The sequence below is a fragment of the Streptosporangium sp. NPDC003464 genome (assembly GCF_053588315.1).
Genome location: NZ_JBSFPS010000459.1, coordinates 1 through 3,990, shown reverse-complemented (window position 1 = coordinate 3,990; position 3,990 = coordinate 1). Strand labels below are relative to the sequence as shown.

Annotated in this window: 3 protein-coding genes; all 3 read right to left on the bottom strand. The window is 73.1% G+C overall.

The genetic code is table 11. The features are described 5' to 3' along the window. Positions 1-121: 121 nt before the first annotated feature. The 3 genes from ACWDS7_RS47095 to ACWDS7_RS47085 all read right to left on the bottom strand — a co-directional run bounded on the left by ACWDS7_RS47095 (position 122) and on the right by ACWDS7_RS47085 (position 3,801). Positions 122-1,222: an acyl-CoA dehydrogenase family protein gene (locus ACWDS7_RS47095; protein ID WP_451934613.1), complete on the bottom strand. Its 1,101-nt coding sequence runs from the start codon at positions 1,220-1,222 to the stop codon at positions 122-124. Between the two features lie 144 nt (positions 1,223-1,366). After that, complete coding sequence (locus ACWDS7_RS47090) at positions 1,367-2,560, bottom strand: acyl-CoA dehydrogenase family protein (RefSeq protein WP_451934612.1); 1,194 nt, start codon at positions 2,558-2,560, stop codon at positions 1,367-1,369. 26 nt (positions 2,561-2,586) lie between these two features. Further along, on the bottom strand, positions 2,587-3,801 hold the full coding sequence (locus tag ACWDS7_RS47085) for an acyl-CoA dehydrogenase family protein (RefSeq protein ID WP_451934611.1): 1,215 nt from the start codon (positions 3,799-3,801) through the stop codon (positions 2,587-2,589). Positions 3,802-3,990: the final 189 nt, after the last annotated feature.

The window sequence follows — 3,990 nt, the reverse complement described above, 5'->3', positions numbered from 1 at the left end:
GGGCCGTCGCGCCAACGCGGGCCGGACGGAGCCTCGGGTCAGACCGAGCCGCAGGCCAGGCTGAGCCCAGGCCAGACGGGGACACAGGCCAGGCCGAGCGCAGGCCAGGCGGGGGTGCGGGTCAGACGGGGGCGGGCAGGTCCGCCAGGACCGCCAGGGCGTCCCGGTGGGCGCCGGGGGCGCCGAACGCGATCTCGGTGGACTTGGCGCGCTTGAGATACAGGTGCACCGGGTGCTCCCAGGTCATCCCGATCCCGCCGTGGAGCTGCACACTCTCCTCGGCGACGCGCACCGCCACCTCCGAGCACCAGGACTTGGCCACCGCCGCCGCCAGCTCGCCCGCCTCGACCGCCTCGACCGCCGCCGCGCCGTACGGGACCGCCGCCAGCAGGTCGGCGGCGTTCCTCGCCGCCGCGCGGGCGCGCACCACGTCCAGCCAGAGGTCGGCCATCCGGTGCTTGATCGCCTGGAACGACCCGACCGGCCGGGCGAACTGGTGGCGCTCCTTGATGTAGGCGAGCGTCGCCTCCAGGCACCACTCGGCGACCCCGAGCTGCTCGGAGGCGAGCAGCCCCGCCCCGAAGGACAGCACCTCCCGCACGTCGAAAGAGCCGATCGCCTCACCCGGGGTGTCGGAGAACGTGACGGTGGCGATCGGCCGGGTCAGGTCCAGCGACGGCGCCACGTCGACCCGGACGTGCTCGGCCTCCACTTGGTAGAGCGCCCTTCCGACCGGGACGAGCAGCACGTCGGCCACGTCCGCGCCGGCCACCGCCCGGACCGCCCCGTCCAGGGTCCCCCGGTCGGTGACGGTCACGGTCTCCGGCAGCGGCCGGTACGGCGAGGCCGCCAGCGACACCGCGAGCGCCGCCGTGGTCTCACCGGAGGCGAGCTCCTGGATCAGGTCCTCCTCGCCGACCCGCAGCAGCGCCGCCGTCGCGAGCACCGAGCTGGTCAGGAACGGCACCGGCGCCACCGCCCGCCCCAGCTCCTCCAGCACCACCGCGACCTCCCGCGCCGACGCCCCCGCCCCGCCGTACTCCTCCGGCACGAGCAGCCCCGCCACCCCGATCTCCCGCGACAGCGTCTTCCACAGGTCCATGTCGTACGGCGCGGCGGACTCGGCCCGCCTCAGCACCGCGTCCGGGCCGCTGCGGTCGGCGAGCAGATCCCGCACGGAGGCCCGCAGCTCCTCCTCGACCTCGGTGTACAGCAGCGTCATCGTCGCTCACCACTCCTCATCCGCCACTCGTCCGCCACGCGGGCCGTCCGCCCCGCACGGATCACTGTGCTCACCACGTCCGGCTCGCTCCACGTCGCCGTCGCTCACCGCTCCTCGTCCGCCGCGCGGCCGCGCCGGACCTTCTCACCGGGGCAGGTCCTTCCATGGCACGTCCTTGTCGACGCGGGGCTCGGAAGGCAGGCCGAGCACCCGCTCGGCGACGATGTTGCGCAGGATCTCGGAGGTGCCGCCCTCGATCGAGTTCCCCTTGGCGCGCAGGTAGCGGTATCCGGGACCCCGGCCGAAGAAGTCCACGCTGTCGGAGCGGCGGAAGGTCCAGTCGTCGTAGCCGAGCCCCTCCTCCCCGCGCATCTCCACGTCGAGCCCGGACAGCGCCTGGTTGAGCGAGGCGAAGGAGAGCTTCATGCCCGAGCCCTCCGGTCCGGGCTGCCCGGCCGACAGCTGCTCGCGCAGCCGCGCCCCGGCCAGCCGGGTCACCTCCGCCTCCACCCAGAGCCGCAGCAGCCGCTGGTGCAGGTCGTGGGTGCGCAGCTCGGGCCGGGACCGCCAGGTCTCGGCGACCACGCCGACCATGCCGCCGCCCCGCCGGACCGGCGCGCCGCCGATCGCCACGCGTTCGTTCATCAGCGTGGTCTGCGCGACCCGCCACCCGTCGCCGACCTCGCCGAGCCGCAGATCGTCGCCGAGCCGTACGCCGGTGAGGAAGACCTCGTTGAACTCGGCCTCCCCGGTGATCTGCCGCAGCGGCCTGACCTCGACGCCGGGGGCGTGCATGTCGCACACGAAGTAGGTGAGCCCCCGGTGCTTGGGCACGTCCACGTCGGTCCGGGCGACCAGGATCGCCCAGCGGGCGTGGTGGGCGCCCGAGGTCCACACCTTCTGCCCGTCCACGACCCACTCGTCGCCGTCGCGGACCGCCCTGGTGCCGAGCGTCGCCAGGTCAGAGCCGGCGCCGGGCTCGCTGAAGAGCTGGCACCAGATCTCCTCGCCTGTCCACAGCGGGCGCAGGAACCGCCTGCGCTGCTCCTCGGTGCCGAAGGCCAGGATCGTCGGCGCGGCCATGCCCAGCCCGATCGCCTGCACGCCGGTGTCGAGCTGCGGAGTCCGCGCCAGCTCCTGCTCGACCACGTTCTGCAGCTCTCGCGGGGCGCCGAGCCCGCCGAGCCCTTCGGGGAAGTGCACCCAGGCCAGTCCCGCGTCGAACCGGGCCCGCAGGAACTCCAGCCGCCGCCCGGGGTCGTGCCCGGCGGCCAGGAACGCCGCGGCGCGCTCCCTGATCGTCTTGTCGTCCAACGCCACGAACGTTCCCTTCGTCACAGGTGTGGGGGTGGGGATCCCCGGCTTCAGCCGCGGGGAGCCATGTGCTTTCTGAGCTCGCGGTAGGCGAGGGAGCGCTTGTGCACCTCGTCGGGCCCGTCGGCGAGCCTCAGGGACCGCGCGCCCGCCCAGAGGGCGGCCAGCGGGAAGTCCTGGCTGACGCCTCCGGCGCCGTGGGCCTGGATGGCCTTGTCCAGGATCCACTCCACCTCCCGCGGAGTGGCGATCTTGATGGCCTGGATCTCGGTGTGGGCGCCGCGGTTGCCGACGGTGTCCATCAGCCAGGCGGTCTTCAGCACGAGCAGGCGGAGCTGCTCGATCTTCACCCTCGACTCGGCGATCCAGTCCTGGACGACCCCCTGCTGGGCGATCGGCCCGCCGAACGCGGTCCGCGACAGGGTCCGCGCGCACATCAGCTCGACGGCCCGCTCGGCCATGCCGATCAGCCGCATGCAGTGGTGGATCCGGCCCGGCCCGAGACGCGCCTGGGCGATCGCGAAGCCGCCGCCCTCCTCGCCGATCAGGTTGTCCACCGGCACCCTGACGTCGTCGAAGGCGATCTCGGCGTGGCCGCCGTGGTCGGCGTCGGAGTAGCCGAACACGTGCATGCCCCGCCTGATGTCCAGCCCGGGCGTGTCACGCGGCACCAGGACCATGGACTGCTGCCGGTGGGAGGACGCCTCCGGGTCGGTCTTCCCCATCACGATGAGGATCCTGCAGGCCGGGTTCATCGCCCCGGAGGCGAACCACTTGCGGCCGTTGATCACGTATTCGGAGCCGTCCCGGACGATCGACAGCGCGATGTTCGTGGCGTCCGACGACGCGGTGTCCGGCTCGGTCATCGCGAACGCCGACCGGATCTCCCCGCGCAGCAGCGGCTCCAGCCACTCCTTGCGCTGCCAGTCGTCGCCGAACATGGACAGCACTTCCATGTTGCCGGTGTCGGGGGCGGCGCAGTTGGTCGCGGTGGGGGCGAGGCGGGGCGAGCGTCCCATGATCTCGGCCAGCGGGGCGTACTGCAGGTTGGTCAGCCCGGCGCCGTGCTCACCCGGCAGGAACAGGTTCCACAGCCCCCGCCTGCGGGCCTCCTGCTTGAGATCCTCCATCAGCGGAGGGGCGGCCCACCCGCTCTCGGCGGCCTGGGCCTCGAACGCCTCCTCGGCCGGGTAGACGCACTCATCCATGAAGTCGAGCAGCCGCCCCCGCAGCTTCTCGGTCGTGGCGTCGAACGCGAAATCCATGGGCTCTCCTCACGGTCTCCCAGGAGCGTACCGACCGGACGGTATGGATGTCGACACACCTCCCGGCAGACCTCGCCCGCGAGGCGGTGCCGCGGGCCGGCTCGATCTTCGTGCGCCGCACGGGGCTCGATCTTCGTGCCCCGCACGGGAGAGCAGGCGCCGTCCGGCGGCAGGGCCGGCGGCGGACAG

Coding starts and splice junctions, on each gene's coding strand:
- ACWDS7_RS47095 (WP_451934613.1), bottom strand. CDS start 1,222: ATGACGCTGCTGTACACCGAGGTCGAGGAGGAGCTGCGGGCCTCCGTG.
- ACWDS7_RS47085 (WP_451934611.1), bottom strand. CDS start 3,801: ATGGATTTCGCGTTCGACGCCACGACCGAGAAGCTGCGGGGGCGGCTG.